21 protein-coding genes and 1 riboswitch are annotated in these 24,980 nt (G+C 72.3%); of the genes, 13 read left to right on the forward strand and 8 right to left on the reverse strand.

Going from position 1 to position 24,980, the window contains the following annotated elements; genetic code table 11:
- Positions 1-7: 7 nt before the first annotated feature.
- Positions 8-763: a sulfite exporter TauE/SafE family protein gene (locus tag ACFVYA_RS32805; protein WP_387050544.1), complete on the reverse strand. Its 756-nt coding sequence runs from the start codon at positions 761-763 to the stop codon at positions 8-10.
- A gap of 95 nt (positions 764-858) precedes the next feature.
- Between ACFVYA_RS32805 and ACFVYA_RS32810 the strand changes: the two genes are divergently transcribed.
- The 3 genes from ACFVYA_RS32810 to ACFVYA_RS32820 all read left to right on the forward strand — a co-directional run bounded on the left by ACFVYA_RS32810 (position 859) and on the right by ACFVYA_RS32820 (position 5,716).
- A complete protein-coding gene (locus ACFVYA_RS32810) occupies positions 859-1,443 on the forward strand; it encodes a dihydrofolate reductase family protein (RefSeq protein WP_387050546.1) in 585 nt (194 codons plus the stop codon).
- Between the two features lie 125 nt (positions 1,444-1,568).
- Entirely contained in the window at positions 1,569-4,586 is a 3,018-nt protein-coding gene (locus ACFVYA_RS32815; protein ID WP_387050548.1) for a discoidin domain-containing protein, read from the forward strand.
- 83 nt (positions 4,587-4,669) lie between these two features.
- Entirely contained in the window at positions 4,670-5,716 is a 1,047-nt protein-coding gene (locus tag ACFVYA_RS32820; RefSeq protein ID WP_387050549.1) for a LacI family DNA-binding transcriptional regulator, read from the forward strand.
- Here ACFVYA_RS32820 and ACFVYA_RS32825 read toward each other — a convergent pair.
- A complete protein-coding gene (locus ACFVYA_RS32825) occupies positions 5,659-8,565 on the reverse strand; it encodes a glycoside hydrolase family 3 C-terminal domain-containing protein (RefSeq protein ID WP_387050550.1) in 2,907 nt (968 codons plus the stop codon). The genes ACFVYA_RS32820 and ACFVYA_RS32825 overlap by 58 nt on opposite strands.
- Positions 8,562-10,265 (reverse strand): discoidin domain-containing protein, encoded by a 1,704-nt coding sequence (locus tag ACFVYA_RS32830; RefSeq protein WP_387050552.1) that lies wholly within the window; start codon positions 10,263-10,265, stop codon positions 8,562-8,564. The genes ACFVYA_RS32825 and ACFVYA_RS32830 overlap by 4 nt, the downstream gene beginning before the upstream one ends.
- A 477-nt stretch (positions 10,266-10,742) precedes the next feature.
- On the opposite strand from ACFVYA_RS32830, the gene ACFVYA_RS32835 reads away from it, so the two are divergent.
- Entirely contained in the window at positions 10,743-12,956 is a 2,214-nt protein-coding gene (locus ACFVYA_RS32835) for a discoidin domain-containing protein (RefSeq protein ID WP_387050554.1), read from the forward strand.
- Here the strand turns inward: ACFVYA_RS32835 and ACFVYA_RS32840 are convergent.
- The gene (locus ACFVYA_RS32840) at positions 12,858-14,393 is read right to left on the reverse strand and encodes an FAD-dependent monooxygenase (RefSeq protein ID WP_387050555.1); all 1,536 of its coding nucleotides are present in this window, start codon (positions 14,391-14,393) and stop codon (positions 12,858-12,860) included. The two genes, ACFVYA_RS32835 and ACFVYA_RS32840, sit on opposite strands and share 99 nt — an antisense overlap.
- Positions 14,390-15,352, reverse strand: a complete 963-nt coding sequence (locus ACFVYA_RS32845) for an MBL fold metallo-hydrolase (RefSeq protein ID WP_387050557.1) — start codon at positions 15,350-15,352, stop codon at positions 14,390-14,392. Before ACFVYA_RS32845 ends, ACFVYA_RS32840 begins: the two co-directional genes overlap by 4 nt.
- A 93-nt stretch (positions 15,353-15,445) precedes the next feature.
- Between ACFVYA_RS32845 and ACFVYA_RS32850 the strand changes: the two genes are divergently transcribed.
- A complete protein-coding gene (locus ACFVYA_RS32850) occupies positions 15,446-15,976 on the forward strand; it encodes a MarR family winged helix-turn-helix transcriptional regulator (RefSeq protein ID WP_387050558.1) in 531 nt (176 codons plus the stop codon).
- Between the two features lie 20 nt (positions 15,977-15,996).
- Here ACFVYA_RS32850 and ribA read toward each other — a convergent pair whose 3' ends face one another.
- Positions 15,997-16,608, reverse strand: a complete 612-nt coding sequence (gene ribA / locus ACFVYA_RS32855) for a GTP cyclohydrolase II (RefSeq protein WP_285992412.1) — start codon at positions 16,606-16,608, stop codon at positions 15,997-15,999.
- A 98-nt stretch (positions 16,609-16,706) separates the two neighbouring features.
- Here ribA and ACFVYA_RS32860 point away from each other — a divergent pair, with 98 nt between their 5' ends.
- Positions 16,707-17,339: a LysE family translocator gene (locus ACFVYA_RS32860; RefSeq protein ID WP_387050560.1), complete on the forward strand. Its 633-nt coding sequence runs from the start codon at positions 16,707-16,709 to the stop codon at positions 17,337-17,339.
- 27 nt (positions 17,340-17,366) lie between these two features.
- On the opposite strand, the gene ACFVYA_RS32865 is transcribed toward ACFVYA_RS32860, so the two are convergent.
- Positions 17,367-18,428 (reverse strand): cobalamin-independent methionine synthase II family protein, encoded by a 1,062-nt coding sequence (locus tag ACFVYA_RS32865; RefSeq protein ID WP_387050561.1) that lies wholly within the window; start codon positions 18,426-18,428, stop codon positions 17,367-17,369.
- 264 nt (positions 18,429-18,692) lie between these two features.
- Here ACFVYA_RS32865 and ACFVYA_RS32870 point away from each other — a divergent pair, with 264 nt between their 5' ends.
- Together ACFVYA_RS32870 and ACFVYA_RS32875 are read left to right on the forward strand one after the other, a co-directional pair.
- On the forward strand, positions 18,693-18,956 hold the full coding sequence (locus ACFVYA_RS32870) for a DUF3040 domain-containing protein (protein ID WP_285992415.1): 264 nt from the start codon (positions 18,693-18,695) through the stop codon (positions 18,954-18,956).
- A gap of 15 nt (positions 18,957-18,971) precedes the next feature.
- Positions 18,972-20,012 carry a DNA polymerase IV gene (locus ACFVYA_RS32875; RefSeq protein ID WP_387050563.1) on the forward strand — a complete coding sequence of 347 codons (1,041 nt, stop codon included), beginning with the start codon at positions 18,972-18,974 and terminating at the stop codon, positions 20,010-20,012.
- Here ACFVYA_RS32875 and ACFVYA_RS32880 read toward each other — a convergent pair.
- Positions 20,009-20,695, reverse strand: a complete 687-nt coding sequence (locus ACFVYA_RS32880; protein ID WP_387050565.1) for a TetR/AcrR family transcriptional regulator — start codon at positions 20,693-20,695, stop codon at positions 20,009-20,011. The two genes, ACFVYA_RS32875 and ACFVYA_RS32880, sit on opposite strands and share 4 nt — an antisense overlap.
- A gap of 87 nt (positions 20,696-20,782) precedes the next feature.
- On the opposite strand from ACFVYA_RS32880, the gene ACFVYA_RS32885 reads away from it, so the two are divergent.
- The 5 genes from ACFVYA_RS32885 to ACFVYA_RS32905 all read left to right on the forward strand — a co-directional run bounded on the left by ACFVYA_RS32885 (position 20,783) and on the right by ACFVYA_RS32905 (position 24,812).
- Positions 20,783-21,673, forward strand: coding sequence for a diiron oxygenase (locus tag ACFVYA_RS32885; protein ID WP_387050567.1), 891 nt, complete (start codon positions 20,783-20,785; stop codon positions 21,671-21,673).
- Between the two features lie 55 nt (positions 21,674-21,728).
- Positions 21,729-22,400 carry a hypothetical protein gene (locus ACFVYA_RS32890; RefSeq protein ID WP_387050569.1) on the forward strand — a complete coding sequence of 224 codons (672 nt, stop codon included), beginning with the start codon at positions 21,729-21,731 and terminating at the stop codon, positions 22,398-22,400.
- Positions 22,397-22,882 (forward strand): GNAT family N-acetyltransferase, encoded by a 486-nt coding sequence (locus ACFVYA_RS32895; RefSeq protein WP_387050571.1) that lies wholly within the window; start codon positions 22,397-22,399, stop codon positions 22,880-22,882. Before ACFVYA_RS32890 ends, ACFVYA_RS32895 begins: the two co-directional genes overlap by 4 nt.
- A 31-nt stretch (positions 22,883-22,913) precedes the next feature.
- A riboswitch (S-adenosyl-L-homocysteine riboswitch) is annotated at positions 22,914-22,990 on the forward strand.
- Between the two features lie 84 nt (positions 22,991-23,074).
- Positions 23,075-24,535: an adenosylhomocysteinase gene (gene ahcY / locus ACFVYA_RS32900; protein WP_387050573.1), complete on the forward strand. Its 1,461-nt coding sequence runs from the start codon at positions 23,075-23,077 to the stop codon at positions 24,533-24,535.
- 136 nt (positions 24,536-24,671) lie between these two features.
- On the forward strand, positions 24,672-24,812 hold the full coding sequence (locus tag ACFVYA_RS32905) for a hypothetical protein (protein WP_162472556.1): 141 nt from the start codon (positions 24,672-24,674) through the stop codon (positions 24,810-24,812).
- Positions 24,813-24,980 lie beyond the last annotated feature (168 nt).

A 24,980-nucleotide genomic window follows, 5' to 3' on the forward strand; every position in this document is an offset into this window, starting at 1 on the left:
CCGCCGATCATGCCCTCAGGGCGAGGACGACCGCCAGGCCCAGTCCGCCGATCCCGATCCCGATCCGCAACGGCGTCGCCGGCAGCCGGCGCACGAGCGCGGACCCCAGCCACGCCCCGCCGAGCGAGCCGAGGCTCACGGCGAGCGCGGCCGGCCAGACGACCTTGCCGGTGACCGAGAAGACGATCGCGGCGAGGAGATTGGCCGAGCCGGTGATCAGGTTCTTCGCCGCGTTGGTGCGGGCGAGCGGCTGGCTCCAGACGCTGACCAGCAGCGCGAGCATGAGCACGCCGGCGGCGGCGCCGAAGTAGCCGCCGTAGATGCCGATCAGGAACGCGACCACGCCGGTCGCCGGGCTGAGGCCGTGGTGCTCGGCGCCTTCGGCCAGCCGGCGCAGCCGCGGCCCCGCCATGAGCACCAGCGACGCGCCGCCGATCAGCCACGGCACGATGCGGGTGAACGCGTCGGACGGCGTCAGCAGCAGGACCAGGCCGCCGCACGCGCCGCCGACGGTGGTGATGGCGCAGAGCGGGACGAGCCGGCGCCGCTGCCCGGCCAGTTCGGGGCGCGCGCCGGCCGCGGCGCCCACGGTGGTGCCCAGCATGGCGACGGTGTTGGTGACGTTGGCGGTCACCGGCGGCAGGCCGGCGGCGAGCAATGCCGGATAGGAGACGAGCGACGCGAGCCCGGCGGTCGCCCCGGTCAGGCCGGCCCCGACGCCGGCCAGCACGAGCAGGGACAGCGCCCACGGGTCGGTGATCACGTTGTCATCTCACCACGCCGTCGCGGCTGTCGATCCCGGGTGCTGCCGTTCGTGTAGGCGGTGACCACCCACCCGGACCGGAAGGACACCCCGCGATGCGTTCGATCACCGTCACCATGAGCGTCACCCTCGACGGCGTCGTGCAGGGCCCCGGCCGCCCCGACGAGGACACCCGCGGCGGCTTCGCCCACGGCGGCTGGGGCACGCATTACCAGGACGACGTCATGGCCCGGGAGATGGCCACGGGCATGAGCCGGCCCGGCGACATGCTGTTCGGCCGCCGCACCTGGCAGGACTTCACCACCGCCTGGGGCGGGCGCACCGACGGCAACCCGTTCACCACGCACCTGAACGCCGCCACCAAGTACGTCGCCTCGACCACGCTCGACGACGCCGCGGCCTGGGAGAACTCGATCCTGCTGCGGGGCGGGGCGGTCGAAACGGTGGCCGGGCTGAAGGCCCGCCCCGGCCGGGACCTTTCCGTCATCGGCAGCGCGTCGCTGGTCCGGGACCTGCACGCCGCCGGGCTGGTCGACCACTACACCCTCCTGATCCACCCGCTGACCCTCGGTGCGGGCGCCCGGCTCTTCGGCGACGCGCCGCTCACCGAGTTCGCCCTCACGAGCTGTGTCCCGACGACCAAAGGCGTCGTGATCGCGCGGTACACCCGCCGGGTATAGAGCGTTATACGAAGAACTGCGGGGTTGTCCGAAACCGGACGGGATCCCGCGACGGGCTTGCCCGGCAAGACGACGGCGTCCCAGAATCCGCCCTGACAAGGTTGTCAGCGAGCGGAGGGCCGGGTATGGGCGAGCTGGACCGGCGGCGAGCGCTCCGCCTGCTGGGCGCGGGCGGGGCGGCGGCCGCGCTGGCCTCGGGTCTGCTCCCGGGCCTGGCCCGGGCGGCGGCAGGCGGCCCGCCCGATCCGGTCGCCGCGACCTACCTGCGCGTCCTGCTGCGGCACACGCGCTGGGCCGAGCAGCAGTTCGACGCGGCCGCCGGTACCTACCCGGCCCGGGACTTCACCTTCGCCGTCGTGCTCGGCAACGCCGTCCTGCTCACCCGCGACGGCTACGACGCCACGATCGCCGGCGTCGACCGGGAGACCCTGCGCACGCACACCCTGGCCACGATCCGGCGCTTCGCCGCGTCGAACCGGCTGGCCGGCGGTTCCGAGTGGGGCCGGAAGCTGTTCTTCGACACCACCTTCCAGTCGTACTTCGTGCTCGCCGCCCGTCTCCTGTGGACGGACCTCGACGACCCCACCCGGCAGGCCGTCGAGCGGATCACCACCGGACAGGCCGCGTACACCACCGCGCTCGGCACCGGCGACGACCCGGACTCCGGGAGCTGGACGCCCAACGGCCTGCGCGGCGGGCACGTCGGCGACACCAAGCTCGAAGAGATGGGCGTCTACGCCCAGTCGCTGGCCCCCGCGCTCGCGTGGGCACCCGCCGACCCGCGGGCGGCCGAGTGGCGGGCGGCCTTCGGCGCGTGGAGCCGCAACGAGGCCGGCCTGCCCGCCGCCGACCTGGCCAACCCGCGGCTCGTCGACGGCCGTCCGATCAGCGCGAACACCGCGGCGAACCTCTACGACACCTTCCTCGTCGAGAACCACGGTTCGTTCGGCCCGCACTACCAGGAAGAGCTCTGGCGCACCTCCGGCCGCAACGCGATGCACTTCCTCGCCGCCGGCACGCCGCTGCCGGAGGTGCTCACCGCGCAGCCGAACGGCGAACTGCTCTGGCGCACCATGCTGCTGATGACCAGCGACGCCGGCGAGCCGCTGATGCCGATGGTCGCCGACCGCGAGCACCTCTACGGCCGCGACGTCATCCCGCTGGCCTTCCGCGCCCAGGTGCTCGGTGACCGCCACGCCGCCCGCGCCGAGGCCGACCTCGCCGCCCGCCTCGAGCCCTACCAGGCCTACGCGCCGGCCGACCGGATCACCAAGTTTTCCGGCGAGCCGAAGTACGAACCGGAGGCCCGCGCCGAACTCGCCATCAGCTACCTGCTGCACGAGTGGCGCGCCGCGCACGGCGGCCCGGTCGTCCCGGTGAACGAGCGCGAGTTCGCCGCCCACGCCGCCGGGGTCGCCGACTTCGGTCCCGGCCCGGGCCTGCTCGCCCACCGCTCCCCCGCCGCCTGGGCCGGCACGGTCAGCAAGCCCGGCTTCGTCAAGTTCGCCTGGCAGCCCCACCACGACGACTGGCTCTTCGTGCTCGGCGGCGCCAATCCGATGCTGCTGCCGTCGACGAACTTCGCGGTGCTGGAACGGCACGCCAGGACCTGCACGAAGGTCCGCGACGGCTTCGACGGCACAGTCGGCGTCCTGCGCTTCGACACCGGCTATGCCGCGCTCGCCACCCTGCCCACCGGTGCCGCCGTCTACGCGAGCAGCGGTGTCGCCGCGGGCGAGGGCGTGCTGGACGTCCACAACCTCGCGATGCCCGGCGTGCCCGGCCTCGACGGCGACCGCACCTACACGGCCGCCGAAGGGACCGTGACGGTGAAAGCCGGCACCGCACCGACCGGCGCCCGGACCGACGAGCTGACCTTCGCCGCGGTCACCGCGCGGCACGTCCGCATGCTCGGCGTGGAGCCGGACCCCCAGTACGGCTATTCGCTCTGGGCGTTCGAGGTCGGCGACGGCCCGGACCTCGCACGAGCCGGCACCGCGTCGGCTTCGTCGTCGTCGCCGGGGAAGGAGGCGAAGTACGCCGTCGACGGCAACGCCGCGACCAGGTGGGCAGTGTCCACATCGGACCGGACGCGGGCGGACAGCTGGCTGGCCGTCGACCTCGGGGCACCCAGGACGTTCGACCGCGTGCGGCTGAGCTGGGAGGCGGCCGCCGGACGGAAGTACCGGATCGAAACCTCGCCCGACGGCGTGACCTGGACGCCGGCGGGGAGCTACCCGGTGCCCGCACTGCGCAGCACCGGTGGCCGGCTGGACATCGACGGCCGGGCCGGGATCACCGTCGCGGGCCCGAACCCGCTCACCGTCACCGGAGACCGGGTCACGCTCTCCGACGGCCCGCCCGCCCGGTTCGTCGCCGAGCTGCGGCCCGGTCCGCCGCAGCCTTCCGGCCGGGTCGCCACCGGCGCGGCCGCGGTCGAAGCCACCGTCACCGACGGCTTCCTCGTACTGCTGAACCTCGGCGACGCCGCGGTGCGCGGCACCGTGACCATCCCGGGCGCCGCCCACCGGCTCTACCGCGGCGAGCAGGTCGTCACCCGGACCGGCACGGAATTCTCCTACGCGCTGGCCGCGGCGGAGGGCCGCATCGAGCCCCCGCGGTTCACGCTGACCGGCCCCGCCGGGGTAAAAGCGGTCGTCCGCGACGCGAGCCGGGTCGACCTCACCGCGCCGGCCGGGCTGCTGCCCGTGCTGGTCACAGTGACTCCGGACGGCGGGCGCGCCCGGCCGGTGCTGCTGCCGCCGCGCCGGACCGTGCCGGTCGTCTTCGGCGAACTCCGCCCGTACCCGCTGGCCGACCGCGCGCTCGGGCGGACCACCTTCCCCGCCGAGCCCCTCCCGCCGGGCATGTCCGCCCCGGCCGCGGCCGTCGACGACGACCCGGCGACCGCCTGGCGGCCGGGCCCGGACGGCCGGATGGTCGTCGATCTCGGGGCGGTGACGGAGGTTTCCGCGGTCGAACTGACCTGGACCCGGGGACGCGTCCCCGCCGCCACCGTCGAAACCAGCGTCGACGGCGTCACCTACGCGACGGCGGACACCGGGCCGGCCCGGTACGTGGCGGTCCGGACGCGCTGGAAGGCCGGCGATGCGAGCCTCACGCGGTTGTCCGTCCGCACTTGATCGATCTCGGACACCTCGCGACGGGCCCGCGGGCGAGTACCTTGGCACCACGGAGCTTTCCACCCGCCCGATCGGGAGGACGGATGCGCGTCACGATCGCCGAAGTCGCCCGCCGCGCACGGGTGAGCAAGACGACCGTTTCGCGGGTGCTCAACAACAAGGCCGACGTGGACGCGGCGACCGCGATCCGGGTGCGCGAAGTGATCGCCGCGACCGGGTACATCCCCAGCGCCGGCGCGGTCGGGCTGGCCCGCGGGGTGACGCGCACGGTCGGGATGCTGGTGCCGGGACTGACCTGGCCGTGGATGGGCGAAGTGCTGCAGGGCGTCGCCGACGTCGTGGAGTCGAAGGGCTACGGGCTGCTGCTGTCCACCGCCAACCGCGGCGCCGACTCCCTCGGCGAGTTCTCGCGGCAGGTGTCGGCGAAGGCGTTCGACGGACTCCTGCTGGTGGAACCGCCGGACGCGGTGCGGCACCTGCGCGTGCTGCACGACTCCGGGCTGCCGGTGGTGGTGATCGACGACCGCGGCCGCCGTCCGTCCTTCCCGTCGGTGGGCACGGACAACCGGCAGGGCGGCGCGTCCGCGGCGCGCCACCTCCTCGACATCGGCCGCACCCGGCTGGCCACGGTGACCGGCCCGCGCGACTTCGGCTGCACCGCCGACCGCCTCAACGGCTTCAACGAGGTCGTCCTCGACGCCGGCCTGACCCTCGACCCGCGGTTGATCATCGAAGGCGACTTCACGAGCGAAAGCGGCGAGGCGGCGATCCTCCAGCTCCTCGAAACGGGCCCGGCGTTCGACGCGGTCTTCGCGCACAACGACCTGACGGCGGCGGGCGTGCTGGCCGGCCTGCGCAAGTCGGGCCGCGCGGTGCCGGGGGACGTCGCCGTGGTCGGCTTCGACGACATCCCCCTCGCCGCGCACACCCAGCCGCCGCTCACCACGATCCGCCAGCCGCTGCGGCAGATGGGCGAGACGGCGGCCGGGCTGCTGCTGGACCGCCTGGCCGGCGTGCCGTCCCCGGACACCCCGCTGATCGTCCCGACCGCGCTGGTGGTCCGCGAGTCGACTCAGGAGACGGTCAGCGTCGCCGACAGCGGCACGTTGCGCGAGGAATCACCGAGGTAGACGCGGTACTGGCCGGCGTTCGCCGTCCACGAGCCCGTCCAGTGCGCGAGGTCCCGCGGGGTGAGCGGGAACGACACCTGAGCGCTCTGCCCGGGGTTCAGCTGCACCTTCTTGAACCCCTTGAGCTGCTTGGGCGGCTCGCCGTTCCCGGCCGGCTGGCCGACGTAAAGCTGGACGACGTCGGCGCCCGCGCGGGTGCCGGTGTTGGTCACCGTGGCCGTCACGGTCGCGGTGCCGCCCGTGCCCTGTGGCGTGACGACCAGGTTCGAGAACCCGAACGTCGTGTACGACAGGCCGAAGCCGAACGGGAACAGCGGGTCGAGGTTCCGGCTGTCGTACCAGCGGTAGCCGACGTCGAGTCCTTCGGAGTACTCGATCCGGTCGTTCGCGCCCGGGAACTGCTGGACGTTCGCCGTCGGCAGGTCGGCGAGCTGCTTCGGGAAGCTGATCGGCAGCTTGCCCGACGGGTTGACGTCGCCGTAGAGCAGCGACGCGAGCGCGTTGCCATTCTCCTGCCCCGGGTACCAGCCTTCGATCACCGCCGCGACCTTGCCCAGCCACGGCATGGTCACCGCCGACCCCGTGTTGAGCACGACGACCGTGCGCGGGTTGGCCGAGGCCACGGCGTCGATCAGCTCGTTCTGCTGGTTCTGCAGGTCGATCGTGTCGAGGTCCTGGGTCTCGGATTCGCCGTAGCTGCCGAACACGATGGCGACGTCCGCGGTGCGAGCGGCCGCCACCGCACCCGGGATGTCCGGCGTCCGCACGTGCTCGCCCGCACCATCCACATAGGACACCGCGACACCGGACCCGGCGCGCGCCTTGATGCCGTCGATCGGGTTCACCGACGCCGGCGACGGGTTCACCTTGGCACTGCCGCCGCCGATGTTCTGCGGGTCGATGGCGTCGCCGCCGGAGAGCGCGATCGACTTGACCGACGAACCCAGCGGCAGCACGCCGGTGTTCTTCAGCAGCACCGACCCGGCCGCGGCGACGTCCCGCGCGGTGGCGACGTTGGCCGCGTTGGTCACCACGGAAGCGGGCGTGCCGCGGCGAGCCCGGTCGAAGAGGCCGAACCGGAACATCTGGGTCAGCACCCGCCGGACCATGTCGTCGACGCGGGCCTGCGTCACTTCGCCGCGGGAGACGGCGTCGAGCAGGCCCTGGCCGAAGAACGCGCCGCCGGGCACCTCCATGTCGAGCCCGCCGTTGGCCAGCTGCCGCGCGCCGCCGGTCGCCGAGCCCCAGTCCGAGCCGACGAAGCCGCCCCAGTTCGCGTCCTGCTTGATCGCCGTGGTCAGCACGCCGCTGTTCTGGCACGCCGGGACGCCGTTGATCTGGTTGTAGGCGCACATCATCGACGCGACCTGGCCCTGGCTCGCCACCTGCTGGAACGCCGGCAGGTACAGCTCGTGCAGTGTCCGGTCGTCGATGATGACGTTGTCCGACGGTGTCCCGCGCGACGCCCCGGCCTCGACGTTGTACGCCGCCGCGTGCTTGGCCTGCGCCAGCACGCCCTGGCTCTGGATGCCCTGGACCGTCGCGGTCCCGGCCGCGCCGGCGAGGTACGGGTCCTCGCTGTAGGTCTCGAAGTTGCGGCCCCAGCGCGGGTCGCGGACCAGGTTGATCGTCGGGCCGAGGGCGATGTCGACGCCCTTGCCGGCGAACTCGGCGCCCATGGCGCTGCCGTACCGGTTCACCAGCGCGGTGTCCCAGGTCGCGGCGGCCGACACCGGCGCCGGGAACTGGGTGACGCCGTCGAGGCCGTCACCGACCCCGGCCGGGCCGTCCTGCAGGCCGAGGGCCGGGATGCACAGCTCCGGCACCGCGTCGGTGTTGCCGATGTACGGCCCGGTCGCGCCGTTGCCGTGCAGCACCTTCACCTTCTGCTGGGCGGTCATCACCGCCATCAGCTGGTTCACCCGGTCGGCGACCGGCGCTGTCGTGCCCACCCACGGGCAACCGGTCGTCGGCGGTGCGCTGTCGCTGGTGTGCACCGCGAACTCCCACAGCGAGACGCCCCAGGAGGTGGCTCGTGCGGTGGCGTTCACCCGGACGTACCGCGCCCTGCCGGAGACCGCGGGGTGTTCGGTGCCGCCCGCCCCGGTCACGGTCGCCGCCGTCGTCCAGGACGTCCCGTCGGTGGACAGCTGGACCGTGTACGCGCTCGCGTAGGCCGTTTCCCAGGTCAGGTCGACGCCGCAGACCGCCCGCGCGCCGCCGAGGTCGACCTGGATCCACTGCGGGTCGGCGGCCAGGCTCGACCAGCGGGTCCCGCCGTCACCGTCGACCGCCGCGCTCGCGGGGAACGCCTCCGATTGGACGCTCGACGCGGTCGTGGGTTGCCGCAGTGCCGCGTTCGCGCTGCCGCACGCCTGGGCCGAGCCGTCACCGAAGACCTGGAACTCCCACAGTGACACCCCCCACTGGGTCGCCCGCCGCGTGGTGGTCAGCCGGACGTACCGGCCGCTGCCCGACACAGGCAGCGTCCGGGTGCCGCCCGTGCCGGTCGTGGTCGAGTACACGGTGGACCACTGACCGGCGTCGGCCGAGGCCTGGATCGTGAACGCCGTGGCGTACGCCGTCTCCCACTGGAGCACGACCTGGTTCAGGGTGTGCACCGAGCCGAGGTCGACCTGCAGCGTCTGCGGATCGGCGGCGAGGCTGGACCAGCGCGTGCCCGGATCACCGTCGACCGCCGCGCTCGCGGGGACGGCGGCGTTTTCGGTGGAGGACGCGGTCACGGCGTGCCCCTGGGAGAGCAGCGCCGGAGCCGCCTCGGCGGTGACCGGCGGGACGGCGAGCAGCCCCGCGACGGCCACCGCACCGAGGGCGAGCCGGCGCCTCACTGGTACACCCGCACGTAGTCGATCACCATGTCCTGCGGGAGCACGGTCCCCGCTCCCGGCGGGCCGGGGAAGTCGCCGCCGATGGCGTTGTCGAGGATCAGGAAGAACGGGTGGTCGTAGACCCACGGCCCGCGCGTGCTCTCCACCGTGTCGCGGTTGATCGTCTCGAACGCGGTGCCGTCGACGGAGAAGGTCATGTGGTTGGCGTCCCAGTCGAGACCGAACTTGTGGAACCCGGCGGAGACGTCCTGGCCGAGGTCCAGGGGCGCGCCGATGCCGCCCGCGCCGTTGTAGGCCGGGGCGTGGATGGTCGAGTAGGCCAGGTTCGGCGACTTGCCGACGTGCTCCATGATGTCGATCTCGCCGCAGTTGGGCCACGGCGTGCCGCTGAAGAAGTTGGCGCCCAGCAACCAGAACGCGGGCCACAGTCCCTGCGTGCCGGACACCTTGATGTTCGCCTCGACGTGGCCGTAGGTGAAGCTGAACTTGCCCGCGGTGTTGATCCGGCCGGAGGTGTACTGGCAGGTGCCGCTGCCGCTGATCGGGTCGACCGGGCACGCGCTGCCCGGCGTGGCTTCGCGGCGGACCTGGATGACGAGGTTGCCGCGGCCGTCCTGCTTGGCGTTGTTGTTCGTGTAGTACTCGAGCTCGTTGTTGACGCCGGGGCCGGTCTCGGCGGTCCACTTGCTCGCGTCCGGGCCCGCGCCCGCGGCGCCGTTGAACTCGTCGCTCCAGACCAGCGTGCCCGGGAAGTGCGGGGCCGGCGGCGCGGGCGGCGGCTGCGTCGGGTTGCCGCCGGTGCCGTAGACGTCGAAGCCCCACAGCGAGTAGCCGTACCCGTTCGAGCGGGCGGTGCCGTACATCCGGACGTACCGGCCGGAGCCGTTGACGGTCAGCGTCTCCTTGAAGCCCTTGCCCGTCGTGGTCGAGTAGAGCGTCGTCCAGTTCGCGTTGTCGTTCGAGACCTGGATCTGGTACGCGACGGCGTAGGCCGGGTCCCACTGCAGGACGACCTGGTGGATCGCCGCGGGCGCGCCGAGGTCGACGGTGATCCAGCCCGGGTCGACCCAGCCGGTGGTCGCGCTGGTCGCCCAGCGCGTGGCCGGGTCGTGGTCGAACGCCTTCGCCGGCAGGCAGCCGGGGCACGCGCCGTCGTCCTGGGAGGAGGACGCGGCGCCGGGTTTGCCGTAGGACAGCAGGACGTCGCCGGGCTGGGTCGTGCCGCCCCCGCCGTAGACCTGGAACTCCCACAGCGAATAGCCGTACTGCGTGGCGCGCTGGGTGCCGGTGAGCCGGACGTACCGGCCGCTGCCGGTGACGTTCAGGGTCTGGCTGCCGCCGGTGGCGGTGGTGGTCGAATACAGGGACGTCCAGGTGGCGCCGTCGGCGGACGCCTGGAGCGTGAACGCCTTGGCGTAGGCGGCTTCCCAGTTCAGCACGACCTGGGACAGCTGCTGGGTGGAGCCGAGGTCGACCTGGAGGTACTGCGGGTCGCTGAACCCGCTGGACCACCGGGTACCGGGGTCGCCGTCGACGGCGGCGGGCGCCGGGAACGCGGCGGACTCGGTCGAGGACGCCGTCACCGGACGGCCTTGGGAAAGCAGGACGGGCGCGGCCTGCGCCACCGGTGCGGTGAGCAGGGCGGCCAGGGTCAGGGCGAGGACGGCGAGAACCCGGATCCTCGGCATGCGGCGTTGCATGGGCACCTCCACGGCGAACCGGCGCCGGGGCGGCCTTGCCCCGGCGCGGATCGGCTCACGTGGTCTTCGGTGCGGGTGTGGGTCCCGCCCGTCGGCACGCTCTTAGTTCAAGATATAAATAAAGGATCGTAAAATGTCAACGGCGCTGCGCCGGACGGTCGCGGACCGGCCCGCGGACTGGTCCGGGCGAGCAGAATCCGCGCCGGGTTCTTGACTCCGCCGAACCCCACGCTGTTAACTGCGAGCTCACCGACGGAACCGGTTCCGTGACCGCCACCCGGGACAGTTCCGCCGCGACACACACCCTTCGGGCTGACTGGTTCGCGCTCCTCGCACCACCCGGTACCGCTCCTCCGGCTCACGGCGCCGGGCGGGTGTCCCGGGGCGTGAACCCGCCGCACCACCCGACGCCGGCGCGAGCTGTGGGGCTCGCCCGGCCCGTTTCGCCCGTCCTCCCCCCGAGCAGCAGGCAGGCCGATGAGATCAACGACGTTCTCCCCCGTACACCGCCTCCTCGTCATCGCCACCACCTTCGTCACCGCGGTCACCACCGCGGCGGTGGTCGGCTCCGCACCGGCCCAGGCCGCCGCGTGCGGCACCACGAACCTCGCGCAGGGCCGCCCCGCGACCGCGTCGTCCACCGAGAACGGCGGGACACCCGCGTCCGCCGCGGTCGACGGCAACACCGGCACGCGCTGGTCCAGCGCGTTCGGCGACCCGCAGTGGCTGCAGGTCGACCTGGGCTCCGCGCAGCAGCTCTGCGACGTGGTGCTCAGCTGGGAAGCCGCCTACGCCAAAGCGTTCAGCGTCCAGCTCTCCGCCGACGCGAACAGCTGGACCACGGCGTACTCGACCACCACCGGCACGGGCGGCACGCAGACCGTGCCCCTCACCGGCACCGCGCGGTACCTCCGGATCACCGGCACCCAGCGCGCCACCCAGTACGGCTATTCGCTGTGGGAGGTCGCCGCCCACGGCACCGGCGGCGGGACGACCATCCCGCCGACCGACCCGCGCAACCCGGACTTCGGGCCGAACGTGTCGGTGTTCGACCCCTCGACCCCGGCCTCGACGATCCAGAACCGGCTGACGCAGATCGCGGACCAGCAGCACACCAACCAGTTCGGCACCGAGCGCTACGCGGTGCTGTTCAAGCCCGGCAGCTACAACGCCGACGTCAACCTCGGCTTCTACGAGCAGGTGGCGGGCCTCGGGCTCTCCCCCGACGACGTCAACCTCGACGGCCACGTCCGCGTCGAAGCGGATTGGCTGCAGCAAGGCGACAACCCGGCCAACAAGGGCAACGCGACGCAGAACTTCTGGCGGTCGGCCGAAAACCTCTCGGTGACGCTGCCGGCCGGCCAGGTCGAACGCTGGGCCGTCGCGCAGGCCGCGCCCTACCGCCGGATGCACCTGCGGGGCAGCCAGATCCAGCTGTGGAACGGCGGTGACGGCTGGGCCAGCGGCGGCCTGATCGCCGACAGCAAGATCGACGGCGTCGCCGTTTCCGGTTCGCAGCAGCAGTTCCTCACCCGCAACAGCGAGCTCGGCGGCTGGCAGGGCGGCGTGTGGAACATGGTGTTCGTCGGCTCGACCGGCACGCCGCCGGCGTCGTTCCCGAACCCGCCGGAGACGGTCGTCGGCCAGACCCCGGTGATCCGCGAGAAGCCGTTCCTCTACGTCGACGGCTCGGGCAGCTACAACGTCTTCGTCCCGGCGCTGCGGCAGAACTCGTCCGGCACCAGCTGGGGCCACGGCGCGCCCGCCGGACAGGCGATCTCGCTCAGCGAGTTCTACGTCGCGCATCCGTCGGACTCGGCGGCAACGCTCAACGCGGCACTGGCCGCGGGCAAGAACCTCCTGGTCACCCCGGGCGTCTACCACCTCGACCAGGCGCTGAACGTCACGCGTCCGGACACCGTGGTGCTCGGCCTCGGTCTCGCGACGCTGACGCCGACGAACGGCAACGCCGCGATCACGACGTCCGACGTGGACGGCGTGAAGATCGCCGGGCTGCTGATCGACGCGGGCGCGGTGAACTCGCCGGTGCTCGTGCAGGTCGGCCAGCCCGGCTCGAACGCGAACCACGCGGCCGACCCGACGTCGCTGCACGACGTGTTCTTCCGGATCGGCGGCGCGGCCGTCGGGAAGGCCACGCAGACCCTGGTGGTCAATTCGAGCAACGTCATCGGCGACCACATGTGGCTCTGGCGCGGCGACCACTCGTACGGCGTCGGGTGGAACGTCAACACCGCGGCCAACGGTCTCGTCGTCAACGGCGCGAACGTGACGATGTACGGCCTGTTCGTCGAGCACTACCAGCAGTACGAGGTGCTCTGGAACGGCAACGGCGGGCGGACGTACTTCTTCCAGAACGAAATGCCGTACGACCCGCCGGACCAGGCATCCTGGTCCAGCGGCGGCGGCCGGCAGGGCTGGGCGGCGTACAAGGTGGCCGACTCGGTGACCAGCCACGAAGGCTGGGGCCTGGGCAGCTACTGCTTCTTCAACACGAATCCGTCCATGGTGGCCAGTCACTCGTTCGAAGTGCCGAACAACAGCGGAGTCCGGTTCCACAACCTGGTGTCGGTGTCACTCGGCGGTGTGGGCACGATCGTCCACGTCGTCAACGACACGGGTGACGCCGCGAACACCGGGCACCAGGTGAGCCCGCTCGTCTCCTACCCGTAACACCGCGGCGACGTACGCGTCCGGGCGGACCAGCCAGGCTTCGCCCGGACGCGCACCCAGCACCCCGCCCACCGGGATCGCCACCGACCGCAGCCCCGGCACCCGCACCCCGGGCGTCGTCAGGGCGAGGAACCCCGGCCGGGCCAGGTCGCGCAACCGTCCACTCGCGACGGTCACGTCCGGGAGCAGCACGCCCGGTCCCGGCGGCGGCAACGCACCCCGGGGCGGCCGTCCCGCGCACGGCCGTTCCGGATCCGGTGTGGTCAGCGGCGAGTCCGCGTACCAGAACGGTTCGGCCAGCCGGCCCGAGTCGACCTGCTCGCAGGCGGCCGCGTCGTGCGCCGCCCGCGTGAGGACGTCGAGCCGGCGACGGCGCCGCTCGTCGTCCTGGGGCACCAGGAAGTCCATCGTCGCGGTGGTGACGGCCGCGTTCTCCACCGCCGCCGCGTGCCGCTCGGTGTGGTAGCTCTCCAGCAGCTCCTCCCCCGCGTCGCCGCGCAGGACGGCCGCCAGCTTCCAGGCCGCGTTCTCCGCGTCGGCCACGCCGGAGTTGAGCCCGCGCGCCCCGAACGGCGCGACGAGGTGCGCGCAGTCCCCGGCCAGCAGCACGCGGCCGACGCGCATCCGGTCGACGAGCCGCGTGTGGAAGCGGTACACCGAGCGCCAGATCACCTCGTAGCGCCGGTCGCCGATGATCGCGCGGATCCGGTGGTCGAGAGCCCCGCCCGACTCTTCGGCGGCGAGGTCGTAGTCCTCGGCGACCTGCCAGTCGATGCGGAATTCCGAGCCCGGGCACGGGTGGATGAGCACCTGACGGCCCGGGTTCCACGGCGGGTCGAAGAAGAACCGCCGCTCGGCCGCCCAGCCCGGCAGGTCCGCGCGGATGTCGCAGATCAGGAACAGGTCCCGGAACGACACCCCGCCGAGGTGCTGCCCGAGCGCCCGGCGCACCGCGTCGCCGTGGGCCCCGGTGCAGGCGATCGCGTAGTCGGCCTCGATCCGGCGCGGCCCGGCTTTCGTTTCGCAGTGGATTTCGACGCAGCCCGGCTGGGTCAGGCCGGTGACGCGGTGACCGCGGCGGACGTCGATCAGCGGCTGCCGCGCGATCAGCTCGTCCAGGACCGCCTCGACGCGGGCCTGCGACAGGTTGACGAACGGCGGGAGCGCGGAGCCGGCGTCCGGCAGCCGGTGGGAGAACAGCTCCCGGTCGCGGTGGAAGGTCCGCGCGGTCGTCCAGGTGAGCCCCTCCTCGGCGAGGCACCCGGCGCCGAGCCACGCCCAGACGTCCAAGGTGTCCCGCTGGTGGCAGATGGCCTTGGAACTCACGGGATCGCGCCCCTCGTGCTCGTCGACGAGCACGACCGGCACGCCCCGGCGCGCGAGCAGCAGCGCGGCCGTCTGGCCGACCGGGCCGCTGCCGAGGACGGCGACCGTCATCCTTGGAGCTGGTCCCAGACTTCGCGGTCGCGTTCGGCCGTCCACACCACCGGCCGCTCGATGCCGGACAGCTCGTCCCACAGCCGCGAGACGTCGAAAGGCAGGCAGTGTTCGAAAATCGGCCAGTGCCCGTACTGGTCGTTCAAGGCCGCGTGCGTACGCTCGAAGGCCTCCTTGAGCGTGCCACCGGCGTCGCGGACGGCGCCGACCTCGCGGAGCATCGTGTCCAGGAAGTGCCGCGTCTGCGCGATGGCGGCGTCGACCGCATCGGCCCCGCGGCTCACGCCGCCGCGGCCGCCGATCAGGGTCTCGGCCCCGAAAGCGGCCACCCGGTCCAAAGTGGACGACGCCCACTCGCGGTGGAAGGCGTCGCCGGTGTAGAGCGCGGCTTCCGCTTCCACGAGGTCGCCGGCGTAGAGGATCTTCTGCCGCGGCAGCCAGGCGACGATGTCGCCTTCGGTGTGGCCGCGCCCGCAGTACTGCAGGACGAGGTCGCCGCGGTCGCCGCCGAGGTCGATCGTGAGCCGGTCGGAGAAGGTCAGCGTCGGCCAAGTCAGCCCGGGCACCGACTCCGCGCCCTTCGCCAGCCGGGGCATCCGGCCGAACTCGCTCGCCCAGTCCTCCTTGCCGCGCTCGGCGACCAGGGCACGGGTGTTCTCGTGCGCGACGATCACGTCGGCGTCGAAGGCGGACGCGCCCAGCACGCGCACGGCGTGGTAGTGGCTCAGCACCAGGTACCGCACGGGTTTGTCGGTGTGCTCCCGCAGTTTCGCGAGCCAGTCGGCGGCCGCGACGGGCGTGGCCAGTGCTTCGAAGCAGACGAGGAAGTCCTCGCCTTCGATCGCGCCGATGTTCGGGTCGCCCTCGGCGGTCAGCGCCCAGACCCCGTCCGCCAGGTTCTCGAGGGTCTGCGCCTTCTCCGCCAGGTCGGCCGAAGACGCGAAGGCTTTCTTCGTCACGGCGAGCGCTCCTTGATCGTCAAAGGATTGACTATCGAAGCAGGCTAGCCCGCCGTACCCCGTGCGGAACCCTCCTTCCCTTAACCTGGCCGCATGACCGACCGACCGGCCGACCTCGACTACCTCTCGTTCGTCGACTACGCGATCGGGAAGACGCAGGCCGAGCTGCCCGCGACCGACCCGGTGGCGATGCGCCTCGGCCTCACGCTGCACCGGCTGGCCGGCGCCCTCGTCTACGACTGGGAGTCGACGGTCCACCGCCCGCGCGGCTGGAGCTGGGCCGGCTTCCGGGTGCTGTTCGTCCTCTGGCTGGCCGGCCCGCTGGAGTCCCGCCACGTGGCCCGGCTCGCCGGAATGAGCCGCGCGGCGGTGTCGGCGCTGGTCAAGACCCTGGAGCGGGACGGCCTGGCGACCCGCACCGCGGTCCCCCACGACCGCCGGGCGGTGCAGCTGGCGCTCACCGAAGCGGGCCACACCGCGGTGACCGACGCCTACCAGGAGCACAACGAGCGCGAGCAGGCCTGGATGGCGTCACTGACCCCGTCGGAACGGGCCACCCTGATCGGCCTCCTGGAGAAGCTCACCACGAGCCCCGCGGCCGCGGCGGCCCAGCGCCTGACCTGAGGCGACCCTCCGGGTCCGCGTCAGCTGGCCAGGCCGGGGAGGCTGAGCGTGTGCCCGGTCTGCTCGGCCTTCGCGCGCAGGTACCGGACGTTGTTCTCGGTCGCGAACACCCCCGTCGGGACCCGGTCGCGCACCGCGATCCCGGCCGCCCGCAGCTGCTCCGCCTTGTCCGGGTTGTTCGACAGCAGGTCGACCCGGTCCACCCCGAGCGCACCGAGCATCTGCGCGGCGACCGTGTAGTCGCGGGCGTCCTCGGGCAGGCCGAGCGCGGCGTTCGCGGCGTAGGTGTCGAGGCCGCCGTCCTGCAGGGCGTACGCGTCGAGCTTGTTGTACAGCCCGATCCCCCGGCCCTCCTGGCGCAGGTACAGCAGGAACCCGCCCGTCTCGGCGATCCGCGCGACCGCCTCGGCCAGCTGCGGGCCGCAGTCGCAGCGCGCCGACCCGAAGACGTCGCCGGTCAGGCATTCCGAGTGCGGCCGCACCAGCGGCACCTCACCGGGCGTGCCCAGGACGAACGCCAGGTGCTCACCGCCATCGGCCAGGCCGCGGAAGGTGACGGCTTCGGCGTCCACCGCCACGCCGCCGTCGAGCCGCAGCGGGATCCGCACCCGCGTCCGCACCTCGGCCGTCATGCCCTCACCCCTGGAATCACCCACAAGATCGACCCTACACGAGGTTCAAATTCGAACTTCCTGGGAAACGAGTGGCGGCCCGGTCGTATTCTCTGCCCATGATCCCCGGTGCCACCGCCGCCTCGTTCCTGCTGGTCGTCGTGCTCGGGGCGATGTCGCCCGGGCCCGACTTCGTCGTCGTGACGCGCTCGGCGCTCGCCGGCGGGCGACGGGCCGGGATCGCCGCGGGCACCGGGATCGCGCTCGGTGTCTTCGCCTGGGTGGTCGCGATCGCCCTGGGGGTCGCCGCCGTGCTCACCGCGTCGGCGGTCGCCTTCACCGTGGTCAAGCTGGCCGGTGCGGCCTACCTGGTGGTCCTCGGTGTCAAGGCGTGGCTGGCCGTGCGCCGCGGCGAGTACCGGGACCTTCCCCGGACCACCGGGGCCCCGCGGCTCGAGGCCGGGGCCGCCTTCCGCCAGGGCCTGGTGACGAACCTGCTGAACCCCAAGGTCGCCGTGTACTTCCTGGCCCTGCTCCCCCAGTTCCTGCCCGCCGACGGCTCCACCCTCCAGACGCTCGAACTGGCCGCGATCGCCACCGCCGGCACGGTCCTGTGGTTCGTCACCCTCGCCGTGGTCGTCGGGGCGCTGAAGCGGTTCTTCAGCGCCGGCCGCGTCCGCCGGGGTCTCGACGCGGTCCTGGGCACCGTGCTCGTCGCCCTCGGGCTGAAGGTCGCCGCCGAGACAGCGTGAGCCCGGGTCGGGGCTCACGCCGTCCGCTCAGCCGAGCTTCTCCGACGCCAGCCGCGTGCCCTCGACCCGCGCCGCGATCTTCGCGAACGCGATGTCGCGCGAGGTCGACGTGTCGTCGGCGAACGGCGAGAACCCGCAGTCGTCGCAGGTGCCGAGCCGCTCGGCCGGCACGTACTTCGCCGCGGTGAGCACCCGGTCCCGGACCTCCTCCGCGGTCTCCACCCGCGGGTCGATCGGGTCGATGACCCCGACGAAGACCCGCTGGTCGGCCTTGAGGTGCTCGGCGATCACCCGCAGCGCGCGCTCCGGGTCGGCTTCGCTGGCCAGCTGGACGAAGAAGCGGCCGGCCTTGAGGTCGAACAACGCCGGCAGCAGGCCCGCGTAGTCGACGTCGAGGCTGTGCACGGAGTCCTGGTCGCCGCCCGGGCACGTGTGGACGCCGATCTTCGCGCGCTCCTCGGCGGTGAACCGGTCGAGCACGGCGTTGTTCAGCTCGACGAACTGGCGCAGCAGGCCGCCGGACGGGTCGAGCTTCAGCGACAGCCGCCCTTCGGTGAAGTCGATCTGCACGCTGTCCGCGCCCGCGTCGAGGCTGCCCCGGATGTCCGCCTCGGCCTCGTTCACCAGGTCGGCGACGAACTGCTCCTGCGAGTACCCCTCGATGCCGTCGCCCGGGTAGATCAGCGAGAGCGCGGACGCGGCGATCACCGCCTGCTTGACGGGCCGATCGGTAAGCGTTTTCGCGCGCGTCAGGTACGAGCCGGCGTGCGTCGCGTAGCGGAACGGGCCGGCGGTGAGCCGCGGCAGCTGCCGGGTGTGCCCGTCGGCGAACGGGATGACGACGCCGTCGGGCGCCAGGGCTTCGAGCCCGGCCAGCGGGTACGTCGCGAAGCTCGGCTTGCCCTGCTCCCCGTCGGTCAGCACCGGTGAGCCGGTCTCCTCGAACCGGCGGATCGTGTCGGCCAGCGCCCGGCTCTCGAGCTCGGCGAGCGCGGCGGCGTCGATCCGGCCCGCGGCGAACTCGCCGAGGCCTTCGAGGAGGGAGGCGGGACGCGGGATGCTGCCGATCGGTTCGGTGGGCAGGGACATGAAATCCTCCGGCTGGTTGAAGGGCCCGACCGGCCACCGGCACGAAGGCAGGACGTGGCCTTCCGGCCGCCCCCACCGCCGTCCGGTGCGTGACCGGCCACGTTCTTCAGGGCAACGTAACGTGGCCGAAGCCGGTCACGGAGCGCAGATCACCCGGTCGGACCAGAAAAAAGCAGGAAATCAGAAGGCGTTCGGCGGTTCGCGAGGAGGACGATTGGGTATTCGCTACGGCGATACGGCGGGTTCGGCGCCGAAGGAGGCCCGATGCTCAGTCACCACGATCGCACCGAGCTCGAGAAGATCGAGCGCAACCTGGAGCTCAGTGACCCGGAGCTGGCTGCCGCGTTGCGCGACGGCCGGCGCCCGAAGTCGCGCGGGGTCCGGAACGCCGTCTTGATCTTCTTCGACGTCGCCGCCGTGACGCTGCTGGTCCTGGGCCTGGTGCTGCCCGACCCGGGCGTGACGCTGTGCGGCATCATCGCGCTCACCGGCACCGTCTGGACCCACGTGGCGCGGCACCGGATCTGAGGCAGACTGAGCGGGGTGAAGTGGGTCCTGCACGTCGACCTCGACCAGTTCATCGCCGCGGTCGAGATCGCCCGCCACCCGGAGCTGCGCGGGAAGCCCGTCGTGGTCGGCGGCAACGGCGACCCCACCGAACGCGCGGTCGTCGCGACGGCTTCGTACGAGGCGCGCGAGTTCGGCGTCCAGTCCGGCATGCCGCTGCGGATCGCCGCCAAGCGCTGCCCGGATGCCGTCTTCCTGCCCAGTGACCCGGACGCCTACCTCGAGGTGTCGGCGCGCGTGATGGCCGCGGTCCGGGAGCTGCCGGTCGTGGTCGAGGTGCTGGGCTGGGACGAGGCGTTCGTCGGGGCCGAGACCGCCGAGCCCGAGGCGCTGGCCGCCGCGATCAAGGAGGCGGTGGCGCGCGAGACGGGCCTGTCGTGCGCGGTCGGGATCGGGGACAACAAGCTGCGGGCCAAGCTCGCCACCGGGTTCGGCAAGCCGGGCGGGATCTACCGGCTGACGCAGGAGAACTGGTGGGAGGTGATGGCGGCCCGCCCGACCGACGCACTGTGGGGCATCGGCGGCAAGACGGCGAAGAAGCTCGCCGAGCTGGGCATCACCACGGTCCTGGACCTGGCGGGGGCCGACCCGGCGGAGCTCGCCGCGCGGTTCGGCCCGAAGACCGGCCCGTGGCTGCGGCTGCTCGGCGGCGGCATCAGCGACGCCGAGGTGAGCGCGACACCCTGGGTGGCCCGCTCCCGCAGCCGCGAGACGACGTTCCAGCGCGACCTGACGGACCCGGCGGAGATGGCGGCCGAGGTCACGGCGCTGGCCGAGCGCGTCGCCCAGGACGTCCTCGACGAGGGCCGCCCGGCGGCGCGGGTCGCGGTCAAGGTGCGGTTCGTGCCGTTCCTGACCCACACGCACAGCATCACGCTGCCGGAGCCGACGTCGGACGCGGGCGAGCTCGACCGCGCGGCACAGGAGGTGCTCGGGATGTTCGAGCTGACCCGCGCGGTGCGGCTGCTGGGCGTCCGGGCGGAATTCGCGCGCGAGGACCAGGACGCGTCCGGCTAGGGCGAGCCGGATTCCCGCGCGGACCACAGCCCCTCGGGCAGCGGCAGCGGCCGGTCCGGGTCCAGCTCGACGCCGCCCGCGCGCAGCGTGTGGTCCAGCATCGCCCAGATCGTGCCCGTGAGCTGGGCGGTCAGCTGGGGCAGGCTGAGCGTTCCCGGGTGGTCCAGCCAGCGGGTCGTCGCCGATTCGACGTAGCCGACCAGGCCGAACGCGATCGTGTCCGCCGGGGCCGGGTCGAGCCCGAGCTCCGTCAGGTAGCCGGTGAACAGCCGGCTGAGGTGGCGGGCGATCGCGCCGCGGACGTCCGGGCGGTCGTCCGCGGCGGCCGGCTGCGCGCGGGCGAGGTAGCGGTGCAGGGGGGCGTGCTCGGTCAGCCAGCGCAGGTGCGTCGAAATCACCGTGGAGATCATCTCGTTCGGCGAGCCCTCGGGGTGCCACAGCGGCGCCAGGTCGGCCGTCACCAGCTCGGCCGCCCGCTGCGCGATCGCGCGCCGGAGGTCTTCCGCGCCGTCGAAGTGCCGGTACAGGCGCGTGCGCGCAACGCCGGCGCGTTCGGCGATCTGCTCCGTGGACACGTCCGGGCCGTGCTCGGCGATGGCGGCCAGTGCGGCGTCGACGAACTCCGCGCGCCGCCGTTCCTGCTGGCCCGCCCAGCGTGTCGCCCGTCCGTCGACCTTGCTCACGGCCAAAGCCTACTCACCACCCGCCGGGCGGTGTACGCTCCCAAAGTAGCTAGTACACCGCGTACCCCCTACTTTTCGGAGGCCGTCATGGGCGTCGAGGCCCAGGACCGGGACGTCACCGCGGCTCGCCTGCTCAAGAGCTCCGCGAAGAACTCCTACGACCCCTACGTCGACATCGACTGGGACGCCCCGCTCGCCGAGGGCACGGCGTACATGCCGCTCGAGCGCGTCTCCCTCTACGGCACGGACCTGTGGGCGAAGCTGACGCCGGAGCAGCGGATCGAGCTGTCCAAGCACGAGATCGCCAGCATCATGAGCGTCGGCCTGTGGTTCGAGATCGTCCTCATGCACCTGCTCGCCCGGTACGTCTTCGACCTCGACGCGCGCAGCGAGCACGCGCAGTACGCGCTCACCGAGATCGGCGACGAAACGCGGCACTCGGTGATGTTCGCCCGCACCGCGCAGCGGCTCGGCGTCCCGCGCTACGGCGTCCCCAAGGTGGTCCACCGCGCCGCGAAGGTGTTCGGCGCGACCGCCGCCGGGCCGTCGATGTTCGCCAGCGTGCTGGTCGCGGAGGAGACCACCGACCGGCTCCAGCGGTCGATGATGGACGACGACGGCATCCAGCCGCTGATCCGCTCGGTCAACCGCATCCACGTGGTCGAGGAGGCCCGGCACGTCCGGTTCGCGAAGGAGGAGGTGCTGCGCGAGACGCCGAAGCTGTCGAAGGCGGCGCTGCAGCGGCACCGCGTGCGGACCGCGCTGGTCGCGTTCGGGGTGATCGACAGCATGGTCGACCCGCGGATCTACCGCAGCGTCGGCATCGAGCCGCGGGAGGGCCGCGCCGCGGCGCTGGCGAACCCGCACTTCCACGAGACCCGCCGCTGGATGGCGGAGAAGATCGTGCCGTTCCTGCGCGAAGCGGGCCTGATCGGCGGCCGCTCGGAAGGCATCTGGCGGCACGCGCACCTGATCTGAGGCCGGCCGGAAAATTCCCTTCGCGCCGGATGCCGGATTCCGGCAGGATTCCCTGGTGACCGAGGATTTCCCGCCCGTGCCGGGGCAGCAGGCCCACACTCCGGCTCCACGCCGCCGCTCGCTCCTCGCCCGGCCGGCCGTCACCGGCCTGCTCGGCTTCGTCGCCGGCGCGGTGCTGGTCGGCGTGCCGTCGCTGGTCCTGACCCTGGGCGGCCCGAGCGGGCGGTCGCTCTCCGCGCCGCCCCGGCTCGGCGAGCTGAGCCGCTCCCCGGAGGCCATCGCGAAGTTCGATGCGCGGCAGGGACAGGCCATGATCACCGGCATCGAGAAGGCCGACCGGGAGACCGCAGCCCGCGTGTCGGCCGCCTACGACGGTGCGGGCGCGCTCGCCCAGCACTACCAGGACGACCGGCTGCGACGCGGGGTCCAGCTCATCGCCGTCCGGGCACCTTCCCCCGGGCTCGTGGCGATCTACGACGACTTCGCAGCCCTCGGCCAGGGCGCACCGGGCACCGAGCTCGTGCGCATCGGCGACGTGCAGTGCCTGCGGCACAACGGCCCCGCGGCGCCCGGCTCGGCACCGGCCCCCCAGGAGAGCTTCGTGACGAACTGCCAGCGCACCGGCCCCGACCTGACCGTCACGCTGCGGAGCCTCAGCTCCGAGGGCAACCGCGACCCGCGCGAACTGGCCGCGCTCGTGGACCAGGCCTGGCGGGAGCTTTCGTGACGATCACCGTCCGGCCCGCCCGCGCCGAAGACGAAGCCGTGCTCGCGAAGATCGACGAGCGCACCTGGACCCCGGCCGTCTCCCCCGCGCCCGCGCCGCCGCCCGGCACGCCGTTCTTCGACGACGGCACCCGGCCCGAAGACGTCCTCGTCGCCGAGCACGACGGCGCCGTCGCCGGGTACGTCCGGCTCGGCGAAGGGTTCGGCATCCCCGCCCACCGGCACGTGGCGGTGATCGACGGGCTCGCCGTCGACCCGGACCGGCAGCGGCTGGGCATCGCGCGGCAGCTCGTCGAGGCCGCCGTGGCCGAGGCGCGCCACCGAAGCGCCCGCAAGGTGACGCTGCGCGTACTGGGTCACAACACCGGCGCCCGCCGGGTCTACGAACGGTGCGGATTCGTCGTGGAAGGCGTGCTGCGGGGCGAATTCCACATCGACGGGGTGGACGTCGACGACGTCCTCATGGCCCGCTCGCTCGCTTGACAGCCTCGCCGCGGCTTTGCCATCCTGGTTCCGGGCCGAGAGGCGCTGCGACGGAATCCTTTCCGCCACGCTCGGCCCGCGACACGACTCCAAGGGCGCCTCCCGTGAGGGAGGTGCCTTTCTCTTTGTCCGCAGGGACTTCCGTGCTGCCTCCCGAGCGTTTCGCCGACGATCTCCGGAGTGCATCGAAGAATGAGTGACAAACTGCAGACCCGCAACGGCCTCGACTTCGCCGTGGCCGACCTCGCGCTGGCCGGCGCCGGCCGCACCCAGCTGCGGCTGGCCGAGCACGAGATGCCCGGCCTGATGGCGATCCGCCGCGAGTACGCCGCCGCGCAGCCGCTGAAGGGCGCCCGCATCGCCGGGTCGCTGCACATGACCGTGCAGACCGCCGTGCTCATCGAAACCCTCGTGGCGCTCGGCGCCCAGGTGCGCTGGGTGTCCTGCAACATCTTCTCCACGCAGGACGAGGCCGCCGCCGCGGTCGTCGTCGGCCCGCAGGGCACCGTGGACGCCCCGGCGGGCACCTCGGTGTTCGCGTGGAAGGGCGAAACCCTCGAAGAGTACTGGTGGTGCACCGACCAGCTCTTCGCCTTCCCCGGCGGCCAGTCCCCGAACATGATCCTCGACGACGGCGGCGACGCCACCCTGCTCGTCCACAAGGGAGTCGAGTTCGAGGCGGCGGGTGCGGTCCCGCAACCGTCCGAAGAGGACCCGGACGAGTACCGGATCGTCCTCGAAACCCTCCGCGCGAGCCTGGCGGCCGACGGTGACCGCTTCACCCGCATGGCCAAGGAGATCCGCGGCGTCACCGAGGAGACGACCAACGGCGTCAAGCGGCTCTACAAGCTCGCCAACGACGGCGAGCTGCTCTTCCCCGCGATGAACGTCAACGACTCGGTGACGAAGTCCAAGTTCGACAACAAGTACGGCATCCGGCACTCCCTTGTGGACGGCCTGAACCGGGCCACCGACGTGATGATCGGCGGCAAGCGCGTGGTCGTCTGCGGCTACGGCGACGTCGGCAAGGGCGCGGTGGAGGCCCTGCGTGGCCAGGGCGCCCGGGTCGCGGTCACCGAGATCGACCCGATCTGCGCCCTGCAGGCGGCGATGGACGGGCTGGACGTCGTCGAACTCGACGACGTCGTCGCCACCGCGGACATCTTCATCACCACCACCGGCAACTTCGGCATCATCTCGGCGGACCAGATGAGCCGGATGAAGCACAACGCGATCGTCGCCAACGTCGGGCACTTCGACAACGAGATCGACATGGCCGGGCTGGCGAAGCTGCCCGGGGTCGTGAAGAACGAGATCAAGCCGCAGGTGCACGAGTGGACGTTCCCGGACGGCCACGCGATCATCGTGCTGTCCGAGGGACGGCTCATGAACCTGGGCAACGCGACCGGGCACCCGTCCTTCGTGATGTCGAACTCGTTCACCAACCAGGCGATCGCGCAGATCGAGCTGTTCACCAAGCCCGGCGAGTACGCCACGGACGTCCACCGGCTGCCGAAGCACCTCGACGAGAAGGTGGCCCGCCTGCACCTCGACGCGCTCGGGGTGAGGCTCACCAAGCTCACGAAGGCGCAGGCCGAGTACATCGGCGTCGACGTCGAAGGCCCGTACAAGCTCGATCACTATCGGTACTGATCCGAGATTGCTCCATTCGCCGTAGTTTGGTTTATCCGGAAACTGGCCATCCTCCCGTCGAGAGCGCATCCGCCCGGACGGCACGGAGCCGGGCCGGGTCTCATGCGAAGGAGTGTGTCAAGTGATCATTCTCGGTGTGATTCTCCTTGTCATCGGGTTCATCGTGGGCATCCCGGTGCTGTACACCATCGGTATCATTCTCGCGGTGGCCGGCGTGGCACTGGCCATCCTGGGCGGCACCGGCCGCCGGATCGGTGGCCGGGCGCACTGGTACTGATCCCGAGACTCGCCGCGGCCTGGCGCGGTCAGCAGCAATGCTGGCCGTGTCCGGATCTTCGTGGCCCGGCGCGGACACGGCGGCGGAGCCGTCGCCTCGGCGAGCAGCGAGGCCATCCGGACGAGGGCCGTCTCGCGGTTGCGCCACTGGGAACGGTGTTCGGACGAC

This window comes from Amycolatopsis sp. NPDC058278 (assembly GCF_042881395.1).
Classification (GTDB): domain Bacteria; phylum Actinomycetota; class Actinomycetes; order Mycobacteriales; family Pseudonocardiaceae; genus Amycolatopsis.

Excerpts from the sequence above, each read along its gene's own strand:
- ACFVYA_RS32835 (WP_387050554.1), top strand. The coding sequence starts at position 10,743 with ATGAGATCAACGACGTTCTCCCCCGTACACCGCCTCCTCGTCATCGCC.
- ahcY (WP_387050573.1), top strand. The coding sequence starts at position 23,075 with ATGAGTGACAAACTGCAGACCCGCAACGGCCTCGACTTCGCCGTGGCC.
- ribA (WP_285992412.1), bottom strand. The coding sequence starts at position 16,608 with ATGACGGCCGAGGTGCGGACGCGGGTGCGGATCCCGCTGCGGCTCGAC.
- ACFVYA_RS32850 (WP_387050558.1), top strand. The coding sequence starts at position 15,446 with ATGACCGACCGACCGGCCGACCTCGACTACCTCTCGTTCGTCGACTAC.
- ACFVYA_RS32885 (WP_387050567.1), top strand. The coding sequence starts at position 20,783 with ATGGGCGTCGAGGCCCAGGACCGGGACGTCACCGCGGCTCGCCTGCTC.
- ACFVYA_RS32840 (WP_387050555.1), bottom strand. The coding sequence starts at position 14,393 with ATGACGGTCGCCGTCCTCGGCAGCGGCCCGGTCGGCCAGACGGCCGCG.
- ACFVYA_RS32830 (WP_387050552.1), bottom strand. The coding sequence starts at position 10,265 with ATGCAACGCCGCATGCCGAGGATCCGGGTTCTCGCCGTCCTCGCCCTG.
- ACFVYA_RS32860 (WP_387050560.1), top strand. The coding sequence starts at position 16,707 with ATGATCCCCGGTGCCACCGCCGCCTCGTTCCTGCTGGTCGTCGTGCTC.
- ACFVYA_RS32870 (WP_285992415.1), top strand. The coding sequence starts at position 18,693 with ATGCTCAGTCACCACGATCGCACCGAGCTCGAGAAGATCGAGCGCAAC.
- ACFVYA_RS32820 (WP_387050549.1), top strand. The coding sequence starts at position 4,670 with ATGCGCGTCACGATCGCCGAAGTCGCCCGCCGCGCACGGGTGAGCAAG.
- ACFVYA_RS32865 (WP_387050561.1), bottom strand. The coding sequence starts at position 18,428 with ATGTCCCTGCCCACCGAACCGATCGGCAGCATCCCGCGTCCCGCCTCC.
- ACFVYA_RS32815 (WP_387050548.1), top strand. The coding sequence starts at position 1,569 with ATGGGCGAGCTGGACCGGCGGCGAGCGCTCCGCCTGCTGGGCGCGGGC.
- ACFVYA_RS32810 (WP_387050546.1), top strand. The coding sequence starts at position 859 with ATGCGTTCGATCACCGTCACCATGAGCGTCACCCTCGACGGCGTCGTG.